Raw genomic sequence first — 21154 nt, 5'->3', positions numbered from 1 at the left:
CGCCACGTGCGTGGTGCCCTTCTTCGGGACGCTCGCGCTGCCCGACCCGGCGGAGCTGCCGCTCGATGAGCGCGAGCGTCGCGTCGTGACGATGTTTGCGACGGCGGGGTTGATCAGCCCGAGTGAGGCGAGTGCGGCGCGGGCGAGGTCTGCGCCACGGGCGGTCCGTCATGCGACGGGGTAGCCCGCTGCACCATTGGCGCAGGCTGCCGGTGCGCGCCTGGCTGGCGGCTTGCTGCCGGCAAGTCGGGCGACACGTCGTCCGCGGGCCGACCCGCGGCATCCAGCACCAACGAGAGGGCAACGAGCGAGGCGACCAACCAATACTGGTTGTAGAACGCCTGCTTGTTGACCAGATTCGCGGCAAACAGGACGAGAGCGGCCCAGCGGACCACCTCGCCGATCGGCGGGGTCCGTCGCCTGACGGCGACGAGCGCGGTCACGAGCGGGACCAGCACGGCCACCCCGGTCACCCAGAACGGCAACTCCACGCCGAATTCGTTAAGGGCGAGCAAGTACCACGTGTTGGCGAACTTGATCGGGTGGAAGGTCACCAAGAAGGTGATGGTGTCGTGCACGAAGTCCGCCGGCGCCGTCAACGCCCAGGGAGCGATCAGGACGGCCGTCAGAGCGCCCGTCGCGAAGGCCCGCCGCCAGCCGAAGGGCCGCCAGAAGGCGAGAACCAGCAAAACCGCGGCGAGGTGCTGCTTGCTGGCGCAGGCGAGCGCCAATGGGAGCACCGACCACCAAGCTCGATCGCGCACCATAAACACGGCCCACCAGACGAGCCCCGTGAACAGCAGGGGCTCGGTCCACGCTTGGTCGATCTGGGTCAGCGTGGCGGGTGCCAGCAACAGCAGAGCCGTCACCGCCGCAGCCGTCCAGGTGGCCTGACCGTCCCGCAGCCGTGGACCGACGGGGTCTTCCCCAGGCCGGCCGAGGAGCCACAGACCGATCGCCCCGACCACGACCCACACGAGCAGCATCCACCGGACGTCGCCCGCGAGCAATTTCCCGGGGGCCAACAACACCGCACTCCATGGCAAATAGGTGAAGGCGTCCTTCACCCCCGGCGACCCCGTCCAATTGACCGTATAGAAGTTCACCCCGCGCGCCATCGCCTCTACGGCCTGTTGCAATGTCACCCACACGTCAATGCGTGGCCTCGGGTCCGTCACGATCGCGACCGCCCCCGCTGCGACATAGGTCACGACCGCGATGCCCCAGGCCAGCAACGCGCCCCGCCGCCGGACCAGCACCGTGGCCGCGGCCAGCGCAGCCACCGCAAAGCCCACCGTCACGGCACGTTCGGTGGCGGCCGGGAGGTAGCTCCACAGCGGCACGACGACGTTGATCAGCGCACTTCCGGCCAAGAGTGTTGCCACCGTCGCCGGCGTGAGGCGCACCGTGGTGCGGCGCACCACCCACACGGTCAAGAGCAGCGCGGCGGTCGTCAAGGCCACGACGATGGCGACGCGAAAGCGGACCACGCTCCACTGGAGCGCCGCGAAGGCACCCAGCCACGCGGCGGTGAAGACCCACGAGGGTGAGGGACGACGGATCACGCGGGTAGTGTCTCCCGACATGGCAGACAGTACGGAATCCTCGATCGTGATCGAGGCCGATGCGGGCACGGTGCTCGACGTGATCGCCGACCTTGAGGCCTATCCGGAGTGGGCCAGTCAACTGACCGAGGTCGAGATCTTGACCGAGGAGGGCGACGGCTGGCCCGATCGCGTCCGGCTCACCATGGATGCCGGCATCATCAAGGACACCTACACCCTGGACTACGACTGGGACGTCCTCGAGGACGGGACCGGCACCGTGTCGTGGAGCCTCGTCGAGGCGTCCGTGCTCAGGGCCATGGACGGCACTTACACGCTCACGTCCGCCGACGACGGTCGTACGGATGTGTCCTATCGCCTCAGCGTCGACCTCAAGATCCCGGTTCTGGGCATGCTCAAGCGCAAGGCCGAAAAGGTCATCATCGACACCGCGCTGAAGGGTTTGAAGAAGCGGGTGGAGTCCCTCTGAGGCCGCACCAGACCGGGCGTCAGCCGGCGAGCGGCGCCCCGGCCGCGGGACCTACCACCCGAGTCCTGCTCTTCACGGGCAAGGGCGGTGTCGGCAAGACGACGACCGCAGCTGCGGCGGCCCTGAGCGCGGCTCGCGGCGGCATCCGCACGCTCGTCCTCTCGACGGATGCCGCACATTCCTTGGGCGACGCCTTCGATGTCGATCTCAGCGGTGGGACGCCGGTGCAGATCGAGGACGGACTGCACGCCCTCCAAGTCAACGGCCGCGCCCACTTCGACGGGTCGTGGACCGTCGTGCACGCCTATCTCGTCCAAACCTTGTCCGCGTTGGGTGTCGATCCATTGGTGGCCGAGGAGATGACCTCCCTCCCGGGCGCCGACGAGATCGCCGCGCTGTTGGAATTGCGCGCTCAGGTCGAGTCCCGGATGTGGGATCTCGTGGTCGTCGACTGCGCCCCGACCGCCGAGACCCTCCGGATGCTGGCGCTGCCGGAGAACCTCGCCTGGCACCTAGGCCGGATAATCCCCGGCACCGTCGGCCTGCGCCGAGCGGCACGCCCCGCAGCGGCGGCGGCGCTCGGCATACCGCTGCCCGATATCGAGGTCCTGTCGGTCATTCGAGACTGGTATGCCGAGATGGTCGCCGTCCGCGCCATCCTCGGCAGCGAACGCGCCTCTGTGCGCCTGGTCACGACCTCCGAGGCCGTCGTCATCGCCGAGTCGCGCCGCACGTGGACGTCGCTCAGCCTCTACGGTTTCGCCGTCGACGCGATCTACGTCAACAAAATTCTGCCCAGCGTCGTCGCCGGTGACCACGGCCCGGCCGCCGACTGGTTGGCCTCCTGGAATGAGGCGCAGCGCCGGGGCTTGGCGGAGGTCGCGACGTCTTTCGTCGGCATACCGGTCGTCCAAGCGCCCTATCTGGCCCGCGAGCCCGTCGGCGTCGACGCCCTGGCCGCCCTCGGTAGTGCGTGGATCGACGCCGATCTCACCCCGATTCTGCAGCCCGTCGCGGCGGCTGCGATGCAGGTGGAGCGCACGGATTCCGGATACACCCTCGCCCTGCGTCTGCCGCTCGCCTCGGCGAGCGATGTCGGCCTGCAGCGGCGCGAGGACGATCTGATCCTCACCGTGGGCGAACACCGCCGCATCGTGACGTTGCCGTCGGTTCTGACCCGCTGCACCGTCTCCGGGGCCAGCGTTCGCGGCGGGTCGCTGACGGTCGGATTCGTCCCCGACCCCGCACAATGGCCTCGATGAGCACGTCGACCGATCGCGAGCCGCCGCTCTCCCTCAGTGAGGAGGCGGCGCGCTTTCTCGCGGCCATGAACGCCGAACGCGACCGCCTCCGTGACGAGCCGCAACCGTCGACGGACCGCGAGCACCCTGCGACCTGCACCTGGTGCCCCGTATGCCGCGGGGTCGAGTCCATGCGCAGCGTCGATCCCGAGGCTGTGGACCGCCTCGCCCTCGCCATCGGGGAGTTGGCGAAGGCACTCGGGGAACTCGGGGCTACCTTGCGCGATCGCGTGGTCACACCGGGCTACCAGTCGCCGACCCGATCTCACCCGGAGACCCGCGACGGCGCCCGCTCCAACCACGGTGGTGCTCGCCCCGGTAGGGGCAGCCATGGCGGGGGCGGCACGGCCCATACAGTCGACATCCCGGTGACCGATGAGGACGAGAGATGACCCCACCTGGCGCGACCGCTGACGATCTCGCGATCGGCATCGACATCGGCGGCACCAAGGTCGCCGGTGGGCTGGTCGACAAGGACGGCCAGGTCCGGGGGCGGGCGCGCGCGCATACGCCTGAGCGCTCCCAGAGCCCGCAGGTCGTGGAGGACACCATCGTCGGCGTCATCGACGAGTTGCGCGCGATGGCGACCGCCCCGGTGTCGACGGTCGGCATCGGCGCGGCCGGATTCGTGGCGGCCGACCGGGCAACGATCGTCTTCGCCCCCCACCTGTCGTGGCGACACGAGCCGCTGCGCGACGCCCTGGCCGGACGCGTCGACCTGCCGATGTTCATCGATAACGATGCCAACGCGGCGATCTGGGCCGAGGGCAAGTTCGGGGCGGCGCGCGGCGAGGACCACGTCATGATGGTCAACCTCGGTACCGGCATCGGCGGCGGCATCCTCATGGACGGCCGCGTCCTGCGGGGGCGCTATGGCATCGCCGGCGAATTCGGGCACATGCAGGTCGTCCCCGACGGCCAGCGCTGCGAATGCGGCAATCGGGGGTGCTGGGAGCAGTACGCCTCGGGCAACGCCTTGGTGCGCGAAGCCCGCGCCATGATGACCGCCGACTCACCGGTGGCGCGCGGCCTAGCCGAGCGGGTCGGCGGCGATCCCAGCCTCCTCACCGGGCCGTTGATCACCGAGGCGGCACGCGAGGGTGATGGACTCGCGATCGAACTTCTCGCCGACATCGGCCACTGGCTCGGGCTCGGTATCGCCAACTTGGCGGCGGCCTTCGACCCAGGGATGTTTGTCATCGGCGGCGGTGTGAGCGCCGCCGGCGACCTCCTGCTCGGTCCCGCCCGCGCGACGTTCCGCCGTCACCTGACCGGGCGTGGCTATCGCCCCGAGGCCACCATCGCCGCAGCTCAGCTGGGCAACGAGGCCGGGTTGATCGGCGCCGCCGACCTCGCCCGAATGACCGCGGCCGGCCAGGACGCATGACGCGGCTGCGTGTCGCGAGCTATAACCTGCGCGGATTTCACGACGATCGGCAGGCGGCCGCGCGGATCGTGCGCGCAATCGACCCCGACATCCTTTGCGTCCAGGAGGCTCCGCGCTGGTTCGCCCGCCGCCGGGTCCGCCGGTTCGCCGCCGAATGCGGGCTCGTCTGGGACGACCGGATGCGCGGCAGCGGTGGAACCGCCATTTTCACCTCACCACGGGTGACCTTGTTGTATGCCGAGCGCAACCGTCTGCCGTTCACGCGCGAGGCCGAGCGGCGCGGCTTTGCCTTCGCCCTCGTGCGGTTGCCGGGAGGCCGACCGATCGCCGTGGCCTCGGTGCACCTGAGCCTGACCGAGGCGGCTCGCCTGATCCAGATCCGGCGCATCCTGGCACGAGTGTCCCGGGCGGGCACGCCCACCCTCTTGGCCGGCGACCTCAACGAGACCTCCGACGCCCCCGCTTGGCGGCTGGTCACCGGCGGCATGCGCCTGGTCTCGTCGCTGGCGGCGACCTTCCCGGCGCGCTCCCCGCGTCGCATGATCGACGGTGTGTTCGCCTCGCCGGAGTTCGAGGCGGTTGCGCATACGAGCCTGGCGCTCGCCTCTGCTGACCTGCTGGCGGCCACCGATCACCTGCCCATTTGGGCGGATTTGACCATTCGCGACTGAGGTCGTTTGGCCAGCTGTATCGCCAGGCCTAGTGAACGCCGGGTCGTGTGAACGCCGGCATATGGGTGGCCGGCGCGGGTTGCTAGACCACCGCTCCGTTCTCGTCGTCACGGTGATTCTTCGGTCCGCGCAGAACCAGCAGCACGAAGCCGCCGACGCACAACCCGAGGGCCAACCAGGTCCACCAACGGGCCACGTCGGGGGTGAAGAGCACCAGCCACAGGAGCAGAAGTGGCCCACCGACCAGGCCGACCAAGGCTCCCCAGAAGTGGAAGTCCTCCTGCGGCGGCAAGGGCGCCGGCGGCGCCGGGATGAAGTGCTCCTCGTCTTCTTGCTCGAGGATCTCCTCGTAGGTCGGGCCGGTGGCCCCGCGCCATACGGGCAATGAATTGAACAATGGTGGGTTGACCGCCGACGCGGGCGGCAGGTCGGCCGTGCCCGGGAGGTCGTTCGGGCGAGCGTGCCGACCGAGCGGAGTGGGATCGGGAGCGTCCGCGGCAGCGTCGTCCTCGGCGACCTGGGCATTCCCCGCGCTCACGTCGGTGGCCGGGGCGATCGGCTCGTCCTTGGGCTCGATTGCCGGCGCGTCCGCGTCCGCGGCAATGGCCCCGTTGTCGTCGACGTCCCGGAACATCGGATCATCGGCGAGCCCCGCAACGATCTCGGCGAAGCGTTGGTCGAAATCGTCGCCGTGCAGGCGGGGTTCATGCTCGCGCACCGCGCTCCTTCGGGCCTTTGGTGAACCGGTCTGTCCGACGCCTCGATTCTCGCACGACGAACCGTCGCAGCGCGGGCATGATCGTGACGCGAGCATGAACGAGACCGGCGCGACCGGCAGTGGTGACGTAGAGTGCGGGCGGCACAAACGCGAGGTGACGGATTGCTCTACTGGCTGTTGAGACGGGTCCTGTTGGGACCGTTCTTACGCGTGCTGTTCAAACTCCAGGTCGACGGCATCGAGCACATTCCGGCCGACGGACCGGCGATTCTGGCCAGCAACCACCTGTCGTTCTCCGATTCACTGTTCCTGCCCGCCGGGCTCGAGCGCCGCGTGACCTTCTTGGCCAAGTCCGACTACTTCACCGGGCGCGGCCTCAAGGGCTGGCTGGTCGCTGGCTTCATGCGCGCGGTCGGCCAGGTGCCCGTCGACCGTTCGGGTGGGCGGGCGAGCGACGCCGCTCTCACCAGCGGCCTGAAGATCCTGCGCCGCGGTGAGCTGTTGGGGATCTACCCCGAGGGAACACGCAGCCCGGACGGCAAGCTCTATCGCGGTCGCACCGGTGTCGCGCGGATGGCGCTCGAGGCTGGCGTGCCGGTGATCCCGGTGGCCATGATCGGCACGGACAAAGCCCAGCCGACCGGGCAGCGGCTGCCGAAAATCATGCCCATCACCGTGCGGATCGGTGCGCCCCTCGACTTCTCCCGCTACCAGGGCATGGAGGGCGACCGCTTCGTCCTGCGCTCCATCACCGACGAAATCATGTACGAACTGCTGGAGCTCTCCGGCCAGGAGTATGTCGATATCTACGCCTCGGCGGCCAAGAAGCGGTTCGGATCGGTTCGCGCGAAGACGGCCCGGGTAACCGAGCTGGGTGCGAGCGCGCAACCCGAGACACCCCAGCCCAAGACCTCGCCTACCGACCCGCCGGCCATGCCCAAGGCCAGCTGAGCGTGGCCACCGCCCCGATCATCGCCCGCCCGGTCGTCGTCGGTGCGATGACCCGGGGCCTGGCGATCTTCCGCCCGCTGGCTTTGGCGTATGCCGTGCTCATGGCGTGGCTGGAGCGCGACCAGATGCGCGCACCGTCAGCCGCGGTCGCCACGTATGCGGTGCTCGGGGTCTGGACGCTCATCGCCAGCCTGCGCCGCACCCTGGACCGCCCGGCCGTCCTGATTGACCTCGCCCTGGCCGTCGGGGGCATCATCGCCACAAATGTCGCCTTCCCCCGCGACGTGGTCGTCGGCGGCGTCATGACGCTGCCGAGCATCTGGTCGGCGACCGGCGTCATCGGTGCGGGCATCCTCGGTGGCGAGCGCTGGGGTCTAGCGGCCGCCGGCCTGATCTCCGTGGCCGACATCGTGGGCGTCGTCGAGGTCAACCAAGGGACGATTCACAACATCGTCCTGCTGATCCTCAGCGGTGGTCTGATCGGTTTGTCCGCGCGGCTGGCCCGGGAGAGCCAGGGCTTCTTCGAGGCCTCCGTCCGCGCCGAAGAGGCGTATGCCGAGCGCGAGCGCCTCTCGCGCGCCGTCCACGACGGCGTGCTCCAGACCCTCACCTATATCAATCGGCGTGGGCGCGAACTCGGTCCCGGGGGCGCCGAGCTGGCGGAACTGGCCCGCGAGCAGGAGCGCTCGCTGCGCTCCCTGGTCACCCGCGGTACGGCCCTGCCCTCCGCCCGGACGCGCGAGGATCTCGCCGCCCGGCTGCGCTCGCTTCAGTCCGACCGGGTCGAGGTGAGCATGCCGGCGGAGTCGGTGAGCATGCCCGGCGAGCGCTGCGACGAACTCCTCGCCGCGGTCGGGGCCGCGCTCGACAACGCCCTCACCCACGGGGGCCCCCAGGCCCGGGTGTGGGTCCTGCTCGAGGACCTCGGCGACGACATCGAGGTCACCATCCGCGACAACGGCGTCGGTATGCCGCCGGGCCGCCTCGCCGAGGCACGTTCCGACGGCCGTCTGGGAGCCTCCCAGAGCATCCGCGGCCGACTGGAGGATTTGGACGGCTCGGCGACGTGGCGAAGCCAGCCGGGCAAGGGGTGCACAGTCGGCCTGCGCGCACCCAAGGAACGCACCGCGGTTGCCGTGCCGGCCAAATCAGGGGCGAGCACGCGGCATACGGAAGGACGGACATGACAGCCGACGACCGGACGACGGGGGAGAAGGGACTGCCCGCCGAGCATGACGCGCGTCCCGTGCGGGTCTTGGTCGCCGACGACCACCCGCTCTGGCGGGAAGCCCTCGTGCAGGACCTGACCGAGGCGGGGATGGAGGTCGTCGGGACGGCGGCGGATGGGGCGGCGGCGGTGCGTCGCACCCGGGCGACGACGCCGGACGTTCTCCTGCTCGACCTCAACCTGCCCGAGCTCGACGGTGCTCAGGTGTGCGCCGAGGTGGCGGGTCTTCCGACGCGGGTGCTGATCTTGTCGGCGAGCGGCGAGGAGCGGGATGTGCTGGCCGCGATGAAGGCGGGGGCCTCCGGCTACCTAGTGAAGTCGGCCACGAGCGCGGACATCCGCGACGCCGTCCGCGCCACCGCGCGGGGTGAGGCGACGTTCACCCCGGGGCTCGCCGGGCTGGTGCTGGGGGAGTACCGCAAGTTGGCGAGCCAGCCCGCGACGGACGAACGCCCCATACCCGAATTGACGGATCGCGAGGTCGAGGTCCTGCGCATGGTCGCCATGGGACTGTCGAGTCGCGAGATCGCCGAGCAGTTGGTGATCTCGCATCGGACCGTCCAAAACCATGTCCAGAACACCCTGGGCAAGCTTCAGCTCCACAACAGGGTCGAGTTGACCCGGTTCGCGCTGGAGCGCGGGCTGCACTGACCCCGACCGGAATACGGGCGCCGTGTCCGGATGCTGGGCGGCCACCTATTCTGTCGTGGTGACCACGACCGTCGAACCGCTCCAGTCGTTGCTCGATGGGCCGGCCCGCCCGGCCGCGCAGCAACCCCGCTGGCCCGACGATGCGGCCCTGAAGTCCGCGGTCGAGACTTTGTCGTCGATGCCGCCGATCGTCTTCGCCGGCGAGTGCGACGTCCTGCGGCAGCGGATGGCTGCGGCGTCGCGGGGGGAGGCCTTCGTCCTCCAGGGTGGCGACTGCGCCGAGACCTTTGCGGCGGCGACGGCCGACAACATCCGCGACCGGGTCAAGACCCTCCTGCAGATGGCGGCCGTTCTGACGTATGGCGCGTCCGTGCCCGTCGTGAAGGTCGGGCGGATGGCCGGGCAGTACGCCAAGCCCCGCAGCAGCGACACCGAGACCCGCGAGGGTGTGACGCTCCCGGCCTACCGCGGCGACATGGTTAACGACTTCGAGTTCGCCGAGGCCGCCCGGATCCCGGACCCGCAGCGGCTGGTTCGGGCCTACCACGCGAGCACGGCCACCCTCAATCTCGTGCGTGCCTTCACCACCGGTGGGTATGCCGATCTGCGGCACGTCCACGAGTGGAACAAGGGGTTCGTCTCGACGCCGGCCAATGCGGCATACGAGAAGCTTGCCCGCGATATCGACAAGGCGATGAAGTTCATGTCCGCGTGTGGCGCGGACTTCGACGCCATGCGCCAGGTGGAGTTCTTTGCGGCGCACGAGGCGCTGCTGCTGGACTACGAACGGCCGCTGACCCGCGTCGACTCCCGCACGGGCAAGCTCTATGACACCTCCGGGCACTTCATCTGGGTCGGTGAGCGCACTCGTGATCTCGACGGCGCCCACATCGACTTCATCACCAAGGTGCACAACCCCGTCGGGGTGAAGTTGTCCGCGAAGTCCGACCCGGCCTACATCGAGAAGTTGCTGGACCTGGTCGATCCCGATCGTGAGCCGGGCCGCCTGACCTTCATCACGCGGATGGGCGCGGGTCACATCCGCGACGCACTGCCGGGGGTTATCGAGGCGGCGACCAAGGCCGGCTCGGCGGCGACGTGGATCTGTGATCCCATGCACGGCAACACTTTTGAGTCCACGAGCGGTTTCAAGACGCGCAACTTCGACGACATCGTCGAGGAGGTGCACGGCTTCTTCGATGTGCATCACGCGCTCGGCACCGTGCCCGGCGGCATCCACGTCGAACTCACCGGCAATGACGTCACCGAATGCCTCGGCGGGGCCGACAAGATTCTCGATGCCGACCTCAACAAGCGCTACGAGAGCGTCTGCGACCCCCGTCTGAATCACCGGCAGGGCCTCGAACTCGCCTTCTTGGTCGCCGAGATGCTGGCTGCCGACTGATCCGGGACCACCGCAGATGACGTCGTATGCCGTTGACCTCCTCTCCGACACCCTGACCCGGCCGTCGACCGGGATGCGCGCGGCGATGGCCGCGGCCGAGGTCGGCGACGATGTCTTCGGCGAGGACCCGACGGTTGCCCGGTTGGAGGCGCGCGTCGCGGAGCTGCTCGGGCACGGGGCCGGGTTGTTCTGCCCCACGGGGTCGCTGGCCAACCAACTCGGACTGCGTCTGCACGTGGCGCCGGGCAGGGAGCTGATCGCAGACTCGATGGCCCACATCCTGCGCGCCGAACTCGGTGCGGCAGCGTCTTTTTCGGGGATTACGTCACGAACCTGGGTGTCCGATCGGGGCCGGGTGACGCCCGAGCAGGCCCTCTCGATGATGGTCGCGGGCGCCGACATCTACCACGTGCCGACGGCCCTGATCGCGTTGGAGAACACGCACAACTTCGGCGGCGGGACGATCCTGCCACTCGCCACCATCGAGGCCATCCGGGCTGGCTCACAGCCGCACGGGGTGGCGATGCACCTCGACGGTGCCCGACTGTGGAACGCGGGCGTGGCAGCAGGGGTGGAGCTCGCGGCATACGGTCGGCTGTTCGACACGGTCTCGGTGTGCCTCTCGAAGGGACTCGGGGCGCCGATCGGCTCGGTTCTGGTCGGGTCGGCTGCGGCGATGCGCGAGGCACGCGTCTGGCGCAAGCGGTATGGCGCGGGGATGCGCCAAGTCGGCATCCTCGCCGCCGCGGGGTTGTACGCCCTCGATCACAACATTGCGCGGCTTGCCGAGGATCACGCCCGCGCGCGGCGCTTCGCCGACGCCGTGACCGAGGTCGCTCCCGTCGTGGACCCCGCCGCGGTGGAGACAAATATCGTCATCCTGGAGCTGGGTGGTCGTCCGGACACGGCAGCGGACGTCGTCCGCGGGTTTGCCGATCACGGCGTTCGGGCCTATGCGATCGCCCCGACGCGGGTTCGGCTCGTCTGGCACCTGGATGTGGACGACGCCGGGACCGATCTCGCGATTGCGGCGGCGCGGGCCGTTTTCGGCTGACGCCGCCGCCGCGCTCAGCGGGGGACCACGTGATCGCAGCCGAAGAAGGGCACCCCGGACGTGGTCAGGCCGCGGACGCAGAGTTCCGTCGTTGCGGGCGTGAGCCCGAGCCTGTCGGAGCGTGCGTGCACGACCGCGTCGAGATCGCCGTCCTTGGTCTTATCGTCTGGCTCATAGCTGTCTTCGGGGTGGATCCGGCCATGAGCCTCCGGCGCGCCGCCCGAGCTGGTGAGCAGCGCGTCCCGCGTGCCGAAGCGCAGGGTGCCGGCGTCGATCGTCGTGGCGTCGAAAGGCAGCGGTAAGCCGTACTCCGCGCCGGTCGACAGGATCGCCATCGGCAGCACACCACTGTTCACGTTGACCTGGTTCTTGGTCTCGCCGGGACGGACGTTGAGCTGGACCGGGATGGCACAGGTCAACGTCAGCGTGCTTGTCCGCTGGTTGTTGCTGGCGACCGGATCGATCACCTTGGCCGCGTCCGGCGTGATGTCTGCCATAGCCGAGAACGCGCTGGTCCCGGGCTTCGTGCAGGTGGCTTGCACAGTATCGGTGCGATCCTGCGGGGAGCCGGTGGCCAGGGCGGGCCAGCGCGCGGCATACGAACCGGGGGTGACGGTCAGCCCGGAATCGCCGGTTGCCGTTATCGAGCCCGAGGCATCGACAGGGGTGTCCGGGCCGAGGTTTGCGACCGTGGTCGCCAGGGTGACCGTCACCGCGGTCCCTACCAGGCCGAGTGGGGGGGCGCTTGTCGTCAGCGTGGTCACGGCCAAGTCCGCCACCAGACACTCCGGCGCGGTCGGGTTGTCGCTGCAGTAGTCGTGGACGGCCGGCCGCAGGTCGACTGTGGTCAATGTCGAGCCGGCCTGCTGGTCGTCGACGACAAGAGTTGCGCCGTCGGCGTCGAAGGGCATGGTGAGCGTGTCCGTGCGGTCCATCATCACCATGGACTCGTCATGCCCGGTCCCCTCAACGAAGACCCAGCGAGGATCCCAACTGTTGACCTGGGATCGTTCGCTTCCGTCGGCATTCAATAGCCGCAATTTCAGGAGCGGCGGGTCGCCGAGGTGGGAGTAGGACCGCTGACTACCGACCTGTGCGTCGACCAATGTCGCCGTTGTGGTGTGGAAGTCCAGCCCGACGAGGAAGGACTTGCCGGGGTCGTTGTAGTCGTAGACCGGGATGGGAGCCGTGCCCGGATCTGTCGGGTCTCCCGGTGATCTCGGCGCCATTGGGTGGGCGGCGACTGCTCATCAGGTCGTCGGGACCGGGGTCGGAGAGGTACCAGTCGACATCGGGGTCGGACCGCGTGTCAGTGATCTTGCGACAGTCGCTCGCCGGACGACCGAGATTCGGCGCGTCGGTTTTGCAGGTGTCCAGCGCGGCATACAGGTTAGGAAGAGGATCGGCTACGAAGTAGCCACCGTCTCCGCCATACTCGTCGGCCAGGCCGAAGGGTGCGTGCCCGCTCTCATGAAGCATGGTTGCGAGCGAGTTGAACTCCGTGCTGAAGAGACCGTTGGAGGCGCAGTCCCGGAATTCGCTCGAGTGCAGAATGGCGCCCGCGTCCCTCCACGAGTAGTCCTGCGCCCAGTTAGCGGGGGCGGTGAGCCCACACGAACCGGTGCTCGAGACGCCGGTTGCCTTGCCTCTTTGGTCGGCCAGCCAGATGTTGAACCACTGTTGGTTGGCGAGGAAATAGTCCTGCCCGTAATACGCGCCCTTGACGGCATAGGCAGCATCGGTGAGGAAGGCAGCGTCGGACGCCGAGGTGTATGACCCTGAATCGGCGACGAGGACGATGTCGACGCGGTTCTTGCGGTCGCCGGTGTAGATGACGGGGATTGCTGAGCCGTCGGCGGGCGGCCCGACCCGGGTCTTGCGCCAACCGGTGAAGGCGAAGTCGGAGCCTGCCTTGGCCTTGCAGCTGTAGGTGAGATCGCCCGCGGTTACATTGACAAGGGTCGTGCTCAACGTGCTCTTCGCCGTGCCGGAGGCCACCGTGACCTTTTTTCCAGCGGCGTCAGCCGTCCAGATCTCCAGGGAGTCAGCCACCTTCTTCCGATCCACCAACGGCAACGGGTTCGCGGCACCATTGGAGGTGTCCGTGAGGGTGTCGCCAACCTGGACGTGCCCGTCGAGCGATTCGACGGTGATCGTGACCGTGTCGCCCGGCTGCGGCCACAGGGGACTCTGCAGACAACGCACTGCCAGTCCTGGGCTGCTCGCCGGCGGGTCGACCTCGACCGTGTAGGTCACGGTGACATCGCCGTCACCCTCGTCGTTTCCCTTGCTGACGACCTGGCGGCAGGGACCGCTCGCGTTGCCGCTCAACGTGCACGGGAGCAGGGTGACGTTGAGGTCGATCGCAAGCCCCGCATTAGGGTTGGCGTCGCAATCGTCATCACCGAAATTGAGCCCGCTGTCATAGTCCCAAACCCGGATCGACGCAGTTGTCGACGACGTGGCATTGAGGTCGTATTGACGCTCCAGGGTCCATGCCGGGGTGATGTCGTCGTTATCCTCGACATAGGAATCGGGTTCATTGTTTGGGAACCGGGCGCTCTGGTCGCCAATGGCGATTCGCGCGTAGAAGTCCGCGCCGGAGGTGGTGTCCGTGCAGCCGTCGGCGTGGATCTGGTCAATTGTGATGCGCACGGTCACCGTGCTGGCGGCGTCGAGGCCCGACGAGCTGAGCCCGAATCAGCTGGCCAGTCAGGCGCCGATCTGGGCCAGGCGGGCGCGGACGATGTCGAGGATGACGTCGTCAGGCAGTGGCTGATCAACCTGGAAGCGAATGGTCCCCTTGCTCAGCGAGAAGCCAGCCAGCCGATCCGCCACGCTTTCAACGATCTCGCCGGAGAAGGGGAACAGGCTCAGATGGGTTTTGGTGGCGATGACGCTGATCAGCGGCTTGCCTGCGACCTTCAGGGCAGGCATCCCGTAGCTCTTGCCCTCCTGCGCGTCCGGGGCCTCCTGAGCCACGATGTCCAAGACGCGCCGCAGCGCCGTGGCGCGTTCGGCGTCCAATTCCTCGAGGTATGCCGTGACCTCGCCCATCAGCGCGCGTCACCTTGGCCACGGAGGTGCTTCAGGCCGTTGACCAGCGCCACCACGAGCATCGTTGCCAGCAGCATGTGGATCAGCACCAATGCCTCGGGAAGCTTGGTGAAGTACTGCGTGTAGCCGACGGCGCCTTGCGCGAGCGTCACCAGCAAAACGAATCGCCAGGCATCCCTGACGTGTGCGCTGCGGCCGACGAGGTGCGTGGCGACCACCATGGCCACGACGAGCCCGACGAAGAGCATCACGCTGTCGGCATGCAGCCACGACGCCGATCGTGGGTCGAAGGACAAGCGGGCCGGCTCGTCGGCATCGCCGGAGTGCGGACCCGAGCCGGTCACGATCGTGCCGAGGACCAGGACGACTCCGGCCAGCGCGGTGGTGACCCAGGCGAGGTGACGCACGATCGGTGGGACGACCAGCGCCCGGTGACCACGCGGCATACGACTCTCGACGAAGGCGGCGGTGGCGGCCGCGACCAGGCCCATGGAGACGAGGAAGTGCGCGGCCACGGTAGCGGGGTTCAGCCCGGTGCGCACCGTGATTCCCCCGAGGATGGCCTGCACGGCCACGCCCACCAGGACGAGGACAGCCGGGACCACGAGGGCGCGGCGGCGGTCGGTCCACTGCCAGATCGCCAGGATGGCGGCGATCGCGACGAAGCCGACGAGGCCGGTGAGGGTGCGATTGCCGAACTCGATGTACTTGTGGAAGCCCTCGGCCTGCTCTCGCACGGGGACATAGGAGCCGGGGGTGCACTTGGGCCAGCTCGGGCACCCCAGGCCGGAGCCGGTGAGCCGGACCAGCCCGCCGGTGACGACGATGAGAACTTCGACGACAACATTGGCCAGCAGGATGCGGCCCAGCCACGGGCTCGCGGGCGGGTGCTCTGCGGTGGTGCCTGGTCGAGCGTCGTCACAGCCCCAGGCTAATCCCCGCCCTCGCTACCTCCGAGCCCGGCGCGGCCGGCCTCGGCTCACTAGGGTGAGCACATGACCATCGTCGACCCCACCATCACCTCTGCCTGGGCTCGTCTGAGCGAGTTGAAGGCGGCATACGTCCCCGATCTGCGCGGTGCGTTCGCCGCGGATCCGGACCGGGCAACGCGCTATTCGCGCACGTGCGCGGATCTCCACGTGGATCTGTCGAAAAACCTGATCGACGACGACATCCTCGCGGCCTTGTTGGATCTTGCCGAGCAGGTCGGTCTCGCCGAGCGTCGCGACGCGATGTTTGCCGGTGACCGCATCAATGTCACCGAGAATCGGTCCGTGCTGCACACGGCACTGCGTCGCCCGGCGAGCGACACGCTCGTCGTCGACGGCACCGACGTGGTGCCGCAGGTGCACGAGGTACTCGACAAGATCTATGCCTTTGCCGATCGCGTGCGTTCCGGTGACTGGGTCGGGGTCACCGGCAAGCGGATCGAGACGGTCGTCAATATCGGCATCGGTGGCTCGGATCTCGGGCCGGTGATGGTCTACGAGGCGCTCAAGCCGTATGTGCAGTCCGGCCTCACCTGCCGCTTCATCTCCAATATCGACCCGACGGACCTGGCGGAGAAGGTCGGCGACCTCGACCCCGAGACGACGCTCTTCATCATCGCCTCCAAGACGTTCACGACGCTGGAGACGCTGACCAACGCCCGGATGGCGCGGGATTGGTTGTGGCGCAAGCTCATTGAGCAAGGCGCCATCGAGGATTCTGAAGACGCGCGCACGGGTGCGGTCGCCAAGCACTTCGTCGCCGTCTCCACCGCCCTCGACAAGGTCGAAGCCTTCGGCATCGACCCCGCCAACGCCTTCGGCTTCTGGGACTGGGTCGGTGGCCGCTATTCGGTGGACTCTGCCGTGGGCACGGTGCTGGCGGTGGCGATCGGCAAGGACAATTTCGCCGAACTCCTCGGCGGCTTCCACGCGGTGGACAACCACTTCGCCGACGAGCCATTCGAGAGCAATGTCCCGGCGCTGATGGGGCTGCTAAACGTGTGGTACGTCAACTTCTTCAAGGCCAAGAGCCACGCGGTGCTGCCGTATGCGCAGTATCTCCACCGGTTCGCGGCCTACCTCCAGCAGTTGACGATGGAGTCCAATGGCAAGGGCGTGCGCGCGGACGGCGCGCCGGTGACCACCGAGACCGGCGAGGTCTTCTGGGGTGAGCCGGGCACCAACGGGCAGCACGCGTTCTATCAGTTGATCCACCAGGGCACACAGTTGATCCCGTGCGACTTCATCGCGATGGCCAACACCGCACACCCCACGAAGGACGGCGACGCCGACGTCCACGAACTCTTCCTTGCCAACTTCTTCGCCCAGACCAAAGCGCTCGCCTTCGGCAAGACGGCCGAGGAGGTGCGCGCGGAAGGCGTTGCGGAAGAACTGGTTTCGGCAAAGGTCTTCTCCGGAAACCGCCCGACGACCTCGATCATGGCGCCGCTGCTAACGCCATCCGTGGTCGGTCAGCTGATCGCGCTCTACGAGCACATCACCTTCACCCAAGGCATCGTCTGGGGCATCGACTCCTTCGACCAGTGGGGCGTTGAGCTCGGCAAGCAACTGGCCATGCAGATCGCCCCGGCGATCTCCCAGGACGACGACGCCCTCGCCGCCCAGGACCCCTCGACGCGGGGCCTGATCGAGTACTACCGCTCGCAGCGCCGCTGACCGCCAAACGAAGTACGACGATCAGCGGTGCATACACCGCCGATCGTCGTACTTTCGTGTGGGAAGTGGGGTCAGCGCGCGGAGCGGCGAGCTGAGAAGGCCGCCGCGCCACCGGTCGAACCCGCCGGGGCAGCGCCGGTGCGCCCGGCGGGCCGCTGCCGGCGCTGGTTCGGCGCCGCTGCCCGCGACCGGTTGTCGCCCGCCGTGGTGGACTCGCGCCGGGTTCCGGGTGCGCCCGACTCGCGGCGAGCCCCCGTTCCGGATGTCGTATGGGGATGGGCCGGCTTCTTCCGACCCCGCCCCGATCCGCTCTTCCCGGCCCGAGCGGGGCGGGCGGGGGCCTCGGCGGGGGCGGGCGCGGCATACGGTCCGGGGAAGGTGCGCGCCCCGGGGGCGAGTTCGTTGAGGAGCGGGTGGGTTGCGTGGGCGCGCGTGATGGTCGGGCGGATGCCGGCCTTGCGCGTGAGGTCACGGACCTCGCGGACCTGCTCGTCCAGCATCAGCGTGATGACCGTGCCGGAGTTGCCGGCGCGAGCGGTGCGACCGGAGCGGTGCAAATAGGCCTTGTGCTCCACCGGCGGGTCGGCGTGGATGACCAAAGAGACGTCATCGACGTGGATGCCGCGCGCGGCGATATCGGTGGCGACCAGCGTCGCGGCCGCGCCGCTATGGAAGGCGTCCATCGTGCGAGTGCGGGCGTTCTGCGAGAGGTTGCCGTGCAACTCCACGGCCGGCACGCCGGCGCCGTTGAGTTGGCGGGCAAGCTTCTTGGCGCGGTGCTTCGTGCGCGTGAAGACGATGGTTCGTCCCGGCGCGGCCGCGAGGTCGACGAGCACGGGCAGGTGCGCCTCCGGCGTCACATGCAGGACGTGGTGCGCCATCTCGGCCACCGGGCTCTGCGCCGAATCTGCCTCATGCGTCACGGGTTTGGTGAGGTAGCGCTTCGACAGCACGTCCACGCCGTTGTCCAGAGTGGCCGAGAACAGCATCCGCTGACCGGTGCGCGGCGTGCGGTCGAGCAGTCGGCGAACGCCGGGCAGGAAGCCGAGGTCGGCCATGTGATCGGCCTCATCGAGGATGGTGATCTCCACGGCATCGAGGTGGGCGTGGCCTTGGCCGATGAGGTCTTCGAGACGTCCCGGGCAGGCGATCACGATGTCGACGCCGGCCCGCAGTGCGGCGACCTGCGGGCCTTGGCCCACGCCGCCGAAGACGGTGCGTGACGTCAGCCCGGTGGCCTTCGCCAGCGGAGCGAGCGACTCTTCGATCTGCGCGACGAGTTCGCGCGTGGGGGCGAGGATCAGCGCGCGGGGACGCAGCGGCATCCGACGACTGCGGCTCTGGGTGAGCCGGGCGACCAGCGGCAAGAGGAAGGCGTAGGTTTTGCCCGAGCCGGTGCGGCCGCGGCCGAGGACGTCGCGGCCGGCGAGGGAGTCGGGCAGCGTCGCCGCCTGAATGGGAGTAGGGGTGGTGATGCCGCGCTCGGCGAGCGTGGCGATCAGGGACGCGGGCACGCCGAGCGTGCCGAAAGTCGTGTCAGTAGACACAGAAATGGTGCTCCAATGAGTCTGAAGTGAGTCGTTCTGCCCGGCGCGGACGACGTGGTCCGCAGCAGCAATGGCAATCGACAAGCGAAGCGGCCCGCGGCAGAACTGGTCGGGCCGATGCCTTTAGTCTACGCGACGGGTCACTGCACCCGGACCACGATCGTCTGCAGCCCGCTCGCTCCGTCCGGATCGGGCGCGGCAATCGTCGTCGTCTGGAGCGTGCCCTCGCCATCCGTGGCTCGCGCCGTGATCGTGTGCTCGCCTGCGGTGGCTGGCCAGGTGGCCCGCCATTGGCGCCAGTAGTGACCGCCGACGTCAGGCCCGAGGTCGGCGCTGACCCACTCGCCATCGTCCACCCGCACCTCGACCCGCGAAATCCCTTGGTGTGCTTGGGACCATGCCACACCGGCGATGACCAGGTCTCCCGTCGGCACCTTCGCACCATCGCGGGGCACGTCGATCCGCGACTGCGTCTTGACGTCGGCGCGCTCGGCCCAACCCCGGGTGGACCAGTAGGCCTGCTCCTTGGCGTAGGTCGTCGCCGTCAACCGGGTGAGCCACTTCGTGGCGCCGACATAGCCATAGAGGCCCGGCGTGATCATCCGCACCGGGAAGCCGTGCATCGGCGTCAGTGGGCGCCCGTCCATCGCGATCGCGAGCATTGCCCCGCGGTCGTCCTGAAGCGCGGCGACGGGGGTGGAAATCGTCATACCGTCATGGGAGGTGCTCAGAATCTGGTCTGCGGAGTCGCGAACTCCGGCGCGGGACAACACATCTCGCGTCAACACCCCAAGCCAGCGGCTCGACCCGATGTAGTCCCCGCCCACGGGATTGCTGACGCAATTGAGGGTGATATCGGCCTCCACCATCGGCATCCGCAGGAGCTCCGCCAGGCTCAATTCGTATGGCCGTGCCACGTCCCCATCGATGCGCAGCCGCCAGGCGTCGGGGTCGATTCGCGGGATCGCGAGCGCGGTGTCGATCCGATAGAAGTCGGCGACGGGTGTCCGCAGGGGCGCCAAGCCGGATACGGCGGATTCGAGCCCGGCCGGCAGCGGCGGTAGCGGGTCCGCTACGACTGGAAGGCTGAACGCCTCGCCGCTCGCGCCCGCGGGCGCGCCGATGCGGGCACCGACATACGCCATCCCGGCCCCGGCGCCCGCGAGGAGCCCGGAGGCGAGGAGGGCGCGCCGACCCGCGCCCGGCTCGGCGGCTGGGTGCGACGTCGGCGCCCGAGTCGTCGGGATCCGCAGCGCCGGGATCCGCAGGGTCGCCATGGCGACGAGGGATGCCGCGATGCTCGGGATGATGGCAAGTTGTCCGGCATCGGGTCGCGACTGGGCGGCGAAGGCCGCCACCGCACCCAGGGTGACCAGCACCCAATCGCCAGTTCGGTTGCGGTACTGCAGGATTCCGGCGAGAGCCCCAACGGCGAGCACGACCACGAGAACGCCGGCAATGAGGGCCGGCTTGTCGGCGGTGCCCAGCGTCGACACGGCCCAGTCCTTCAGCCAGCGCGGGGTGAGGTCGATCGCGGCGCTCCCGACGGCGACCGGGGGAGAGGAGGAGGGGCCGAGGAGACTGGCCAGCAGATGCCCCGCCCCCAGCCCACACAGGCTGGCCGCCAGCCCGTGGAGGGCGGCATACCGGGTCTGCGTGCGGGTCATGTCCTGAAGGCTAGGCCGCCCCGCTGACACTCGGCCGAGTGCCGGTCTTACGGACTGGTGACGTCAGTCGGACCAGCGGAAAATCCGGGTGGCAAGCAGGGCGCCGACGGCTCCCCAGACAACCAGGGCAAGCCAGGGGCCGACCGGCCAGGTCCCCTCGGCCAACGCCGCGCGGAGTCCGTCGCCCAAGGCCCCGGAGGGTAACCAGCGGGCCACCGCGGCGACACCGGACGGAAGTGTGCTCGTGGGCAGCAGCAACCCCAGCCCGAGAAAGACCACCCACAGCAAATTCGCCACGGCGAGAACGGCTTCCGCGCGTAGCCGCCCGGCCACCAGCATCGCGAGAGCCACGAAGCAGCCCGCCCCGAGCACGATGGTCACCACACCCGGAACGAGTCCGGCGAGGTCGGGGCGCCAGCCGAGCGCCATCCCCAGGAGGGAGAGCGCGAGCAGATGGAAGGCGAGCACGAATCCGGTGGCGAGCGCCTTGCCGCCGAGCAAGCCGTCGCGGCCAAGCGGAGTCGTGCCGAGGAGCCGGAGCACCCCATTGCGTCGGTCGAAGGCGGTGGCGATCGCCTGGCTGGTGAAGGCGGTGGAGACCACCGCAAGGGCGAGCACGCCGGGAACGATGACGTCGATTCGCCGCAAACCGAGGTCGGGCACGGACACGAACTTGAGCCCGACCATCGCCATCGCCGGGAGGATGAAAGCGACCAGGAGTTGCTCGCCATTGCGCAGCATCGTGCGCGCCTCAAAGCTCGCCTGCCGGCGGATGCGTATGCCGCGCGCGGCCGCCCGCCGGCCCGTCACGGTGGTC

General features: G+C 68.8%; 20 protein-coding genes. 11 read left to right on the top strand and 9 right to left on the bottom strand.

Annotated elements, in window-relative coordinates; genetic code table 11:
- Positions 1-113 precede the first annotated feature (113 nt).
- Positions 114-1565, bottom strand: coding sequence for a hypothetical protein (locus BN13_RS05620; RefSeq protein WP_201329056.1), 1452 nt, complete (start codon positions 1563-1565; stop codon positions 114-116).
- Positions 1566-1584: 19 nt separating this feature from the next.
- Here BN13_RS05620 and BN13_RS05615 point away from each other — a divergent pair, with 19 nt between their 5' ends.
- Genes BN13_RS05615 through BN13_RS05595 form a run of 5 tightly spaced genes read left to right on the top strand, consistent with a single transcriptional unit; the run spans position 1585 to position 5393 of the window.
- On the top strand, positions 1585-2034 hold the full coding sequence (locus BN13_RS05615; protein ID WP_048545139.1) for an SRPBCC family protein: 450 nt from the start codon (positions 1585-1587) through the stop codon (positions 2032-2034).
- A complete protein-coding gene (locus tag BN13_RS05610; protein WP_048548914.1) occupies positions 2031-3296 on the top strand; it encodes an ArsA family ATPase in 1266 nt (421 codons plus the stop codon). The genes BN13_RS05615 and BN13_RS05610 overlap by 4 nt, the downstream gene beginning before the upstream one ends.
- The gene (locus BN13_RS19170) at positions 3293-3727 is read left to right on the top strand and encodes a hypothetical protein (RefSeq protein ID WP_157038459.1); all 435 of its coding nucleotides are present in this window, start codon (positions 3293-3295) and stop codon (positions 3725-3727) included. Before BN13_RS05610 ends, BN13_RS19170 begins: the two co-directional genes overlap by 4 nt.
- Entirely contained in the window at positions 3724-4722 is a 999-nt protein-coding gene (locus BN13_RS05600; protein WP_048545135.1) for an ROK family glucokinase, read from the top strand. The genes BN13_RS19170 and BN13_RS05600 overlap by 4 nt, the downstream gene beginning before the upstream one ends.
- Complete coding sequence (locus BN13_RS05595; protein ID WP_048545133.1) at positions 4719-5393, top strand: endonuclease/exonuclease/phosphatase family protein; 675 nt, start codon at positions 4719-4721, stop codon at positions 5391-5393. The genes BN13_RS05600 and BN13_RS05595 overlap by 4 nt, the downstream gene beginning before the upstream one ends.
- An 82-nt stretch (positions 5394-5475) precedes the next feature.
- Here the strand turns inward: BN13_RS05595 and BN13_RS05590 are convergent, their stop codons facing one another.
- A complete protein-coding gene (locus BN13_RS05590) occupies positions 5476-6111 on the bottom strand; it encodes a hypothetical protein (RefSeq protein WP_048545131.1) in 636 nt (211 codons plus the stop codon).
- Between the two features lie 162 nt (positions 6112-6273).
- Between BN13_RS05590 and BN13_RS05585 the strand changes: the two genes are divergently transcribed.
- The 5 genes from BN13_RS05585 to BN13_RS05565 are packed head-to-tail and all read left to right on the top strand — an operon-like array spanning position 6274 to position 11400.
- Positions 6274-7062 (top strand): lysophospholipid acyltransferase family protein, encoded by a 789-nt coding sequence (locus BN13_RS05585; protein ID WP_048548913.1) that lies wholly within the window; start codon positions 6274-6276, stop codon positions 7060-7062.
- Positions 7063-7064: 2 nt separating this feature from the next.
- Positions 7065-8249 carry a MacS family sensor histidine kinase gene (macS, locus tag BN13_RS05580; protein WP_048545129.1) on the top strand — a complete coding sequence of 395 codons (1185 nt, stop codon included), beginning with the start codon at positions 7065-7067 and terminating at the stop codon, positions 8247-8249.
- The gene (locus BN13_RS05575) at positions 8246-8941 is read left to right on the top strand and encodes a response regulator (RefSeq protein ID WP_048545127.1); all 696 of its coding nucleotides are present in this window, start codon (positions 8246-8248) and stop codon (positions 8939-8941) included. Before macS ends, BN13_RS05575 begins: the two co-directional genes overlap by 4 nt.
- Positions 8942-8999: 58 nt before the next feature.
- On the top strand, positions 9000-10346 hold the full coding sequence (locus BN13_RS05570; protein ID WP_048548912.1) for a class II 3-deoxy-7-phosphoheptulonate synthase: 1347 nt from the start codon (positions 9000-9002) through the stop codon (positions 10344-10346).
- A gap of 16 nt (positions 10347-10362) precedes the next feature.
- Positions 10363-11400 (top strand): threonine aldolase family protein, encoded by a 1038-nt coding sequence (locus BN13_RS05565; protein ID WP_048545125.1) that lies wholly within the window; start codon positions 10363-10365, stop codon positions 11398-11400.
- 14 nt (positions 11401-11414) lie between these two features.
- On the opposite strand, the gene BN13_RS05560 is transcribed toward BN13_RS05565, so the two are convergent.
- The 4 genes from BN13_RS05560 to BN13_RS05545 are packed head-to-tail and all read right to left on the bottom strand — an operon-like array spanning position 11415 to position 15311.
- Positions 11415-12506 carry a hypothetical protein gene (locus tag BN13_RS05560; protein ID WP_048545124.1) on the bottom strand — a complete coding sequence of 364 codons (1092 nt, stop codon included), beginning with the start codon at positions 12504-12506 and terminating at the stop codon, positions 11415-11417.
- Positions 12484-14055 (bottom strand): hypothetical protein, encoded by a 1572-nt coding sequence (locus BN13_RS05555; protein WP_157038458.1) that lies wholly within the window; start codon positions 14053-14055, stop codon positions 12484-12486. Before BN13_RS05555 ends, BN13_RS05560 begins: the two co-directional genes overlap by 23 nt.
- Before the next feature lie 57 nt (positions 14056-14112).
- Positions 14113-14457: an iron chaperone gene (locus BN13_RS05550; protein WP_048545120.1), complete on the bottom strand. Its 345-nt coding sequence runs from the start codon at positions 14455-14457 to the stop codon at positions 14113-14115.
- On the bottom strand, positions 14457-15311 hold the full coding sequence (locus tag BN13_RS05545; protein ID WP_268806980.1) for a COX15/CtaA family protein: 855 nt from the start codon (positions 15309-15311) through the stop codon (positions 14457-14459). The genes BN13_RS05550 and BN13_RS05545 overlap by 1 nt, the downstream gene beginning before the upstream one ends.
- 141 nt (positions 15312-15452) lie before the next feature.
- On the opposite strand from BN13_RS05545, the gene pgi reads away from it, so the two are divergent.
- Positions 15453-17123: a glucose-6-phosphate isomerase gene (pgi, locus tag BN13_RS05540; protein ID WP_048545115.1), complete on the top strand. Its 1671-nt coding sequence runs from the start codon at positions 15453-15455 to the stop codon at positions 17121-17123.
- 71 nt (positions 17124-17194) lie between these two features.
- On the opposite strand, the gene BN13_RS05535 is transcribed toward pgi, so the two are convergent.
- The 3 genes from BN13_RS05535 to BN13_RS05525 form a co-directional block, all read right to left on the bottom strand.
- Positions 17195-18670, bottom strand: a complete 1476-nt coding sequence (locus BN13_RS05535; RefSeq protein WP_157038457.1) for a DEAD/DEAH box helicase — start codon at positions 18668-18670, stop codon at positions 17195-17197.
- Positions 18671-18810: 140 nt separating this feature from the next.
- Positions 18811-20337: a molybdopterin-dependent oxidoreductase gene (locus BN13_RS05530; RefSeq protein WP_048545114.1), complete on the bottom strand. Its 1527-nt coding sequence runs from the start codon at positions 20335-20337 to the stop codon at positions 18811-18813.
- Between the two features lie 63 nt (positions 20338-20400).
- Positions 20401-21147, bottom strand: a complete 747-nt coding sequence (locus BN13_RS05525) for an ABC transporter permease (RefSeq protein WP_084733586.1) — start codon at positions 21145-21147, stop codon at positions 20401-20403.
- Between the last annotated feature and the right edge of the window lie 7 nt (positions 21148-21154).

It is taken from the genome of Nostocoides jenkinsii Ben 74, from assembly GCF_001046875.1.
Lineage (GTDB): Bacteria > Actinomycetota > Actinomycetes > Actinomycetales > Dermatophilaceae > Nostocoides_A > Nostocoides_A jenkinsii.
Note: the sequence above shows the minus strand (reverse complement) of the source record. Positions and strands in the feature narration are given on the sequence as shown.

Excerpts from the sequence above, each read along its gene's own strand:
- BN13_RS05615 (WP_048545139.1), top strand. The coding sequence starts at position 1,585 with ATGGCAGACAGTACGGAATCCTCGATCGTGATCGAGGCCGATGCGGGC.
- BN13_RS19170 (WP_157038459.1), top strand. The coding sequence starts at position 3,293 with ATGAGCACGTCGACCGATCGCGAGCCGCCGCTCTCCCTCAGTGAGGAG.
- BN13_RS05600 (WP_048545135.1), top strand. The coding sequence starts at position 3,724 with ATGACCCCACCTGGCGCGACCGCTGACGATCTCGCGATCGGCATCGAC.
- BN13_RS05595 (WP_048545133.1), top strand. The coding sequence starts at position 4,719 with ATGACGCGGCTGCGTGTCGCGAGCTATAACCTGCGCGGATTTCACGAC.
- BN13_RS05575 (WP_048545127.1), top strand. The coding sequence starts at position 8,246 with ATGACAGCCGACGACCGGACGACGGGGGAGAAGGGACTGCCCGCCGAG.
- BN13_RS05565 (WP_048545125.1), top strand. The coding sequence starts at position 10,363 with ATGACGTCGTATGCCGTTGACCTCCTCTCCGACACCCTGACCCGGCCG.
- BN13_RS05550 (WP_048545120.1), bottom strand. The coding sequence starts at position 14,457 with ATGGGCGAGGTCACGGCATACCTCGAGGAATTGGACGCCGAACGCGCC.
- pgi (WP_048545115.1), top strand. The coding sequence starts at position 15,453 with ATGACCATCGTCGACCCCACCATCACCTCTGCCTGGGCTCGTCTGAGC.
- BN13_RS05530 (WP_048545114.1), bottom strand. The coding sequence starts at position 20,337 with ATGACCCGCACGCAGACCCGGTATGCCGCCCTCCACGGGCTGGCGGCC.